At 45.4% G+C, this 1292-nt stretch carries 1 protein-coding gene; it reads right to left on the bottom strand.

Annotated features, from left to right (window positions below; translation table 11 throughout):
* Nucleotides 1–42: 42 nt before the first annotated feature.
* Nucleotides 43–1205, bottom strand: a protein-coding gene (locus RT52_RS17945; protein WP_156028793.1) for an IS3 family transposase whose coding sequence is annotated in 2 segments (ribosomal slippage) — nt 43–929 and nt 929–1205 — 1164 coding nt in all. Because the reading frame shifts where the segments join, the coding sequence is not laid out codon by codon here.
* Nucleotides 1206–1292: the final 87 nt, after the last annotated feature.

Below are 1292 nucleotides of genomic sequence, written 5' to 3'. Positions count from 1 at the left end.
TAGACTGACCTAGCTATATGAGACACTAATAAAAACACCTTATTAGGCTGCCACCACACCATATTTTATCGGTGTGAGGTAGCCTAATTTTTCTTGGATACGCTCTTCGTTATAGTAAGTTAAGTAATGGTCCACCCGCTCACGCACTTCATGGTCACTTAACGAGTTGAACTTGACGTACTGGAACTCCTCAGACTTCAAATTCGAATGAAACGATTCAATCACCGCATTATCCCAACAGTTGCCTCTTCGGGACATGCTGCTCGTCAGATGGTTCCTCTTGACCAAATCTTGAAAGGCATATGATGTATAGACACTTCCTTGATCCGAATGGATGATGATCCCTTCGGGATTGTTCCGACTCTCCAACGCCATCTTTAACGTATCGATGACGAGGGGCGTCTGTTGATGCTCGTATAGCTTATAGGCAACGATTTCATTGTTGAATAGGTCGATGATTGTGGAGAGGTACTTCGTCGTGCTCCCGTATTGGATATAGGTGATGTCCGTCACCCACTTCTTATTTGGTTCACTGGCCGTGAAGTCTCGCTTGAGAAGGTCAGGTGCGATGATGATGCTCTCGCCCTGAGACTTCCATTTCCGTTTAGGCTTAATCCGACACTGGAGATGGTGCTTCTGCATGATTCTTTGTACGGTGTTCCGGTTAGCCGCCAATTCATAGGTTTGCTCTAACAGGGCTTTTATCTTTCGATGTCCATATCGATACTTCGTAAGCTTACACACTTCGATGACTGTTTGCTCCAGCACCGAAGGTTGCTTCACCGGTTCTTTGACCCAACGGTAATAGGTTGCCCGTGGCACGTCTAGGACACGTAGGATGGTCGTGACCGTATATTTGCTCTTCAGGCGCTCTACAGTCTTTAACGCTATTTCTTTTTCAACTCTCTTTCGATCTCCATGAATTTTTTTAAGATGTCGTTCTCCGTCTTCAGGTGGGATAGTTGACGCTCTCTCTTGTCATCCTCACTGGCGGAATCAGGACCGAGTCCGTAGGTGTATTGCTTCCCGATGGGCTGGTCAAATCGATAGATTTCATTGGACCGATACCATCTCATCCATGTGTGGATCTGTGATTCGTTTTTGATCCCGTGTTTCTCCATGATCTCTCTAGTCGTCAACTCACCGCTCAGTTTGTCTTTCACCACTGCCCATTTCACTTCACTTGAATATACGTTTTTGCCCACGCAAAAACACCTCCGATGCTAGCACTTTTTTTAAGTGTACCACTGCGAAGGTGTTTTTATATTGTCTCAAAAATTTAGGTTAGCCCA

It is taken from the genome of Exiguobacterium alkaliphilum 12/1 (assembly GCF_000714435.1).
In the GTDB taxonomy this organism is placed as follows: Bacteria; Bacillota; Bacilli; order Exiguobacteriales; family Exiguobacteriaceae; genus Exiguobacterium; species Exiguobacterium alkaliphilum.
Note: the sequence above shows the minus strand (reverse complement) of the source record. Positions and strands in the feature narration are given on the sequence as shown.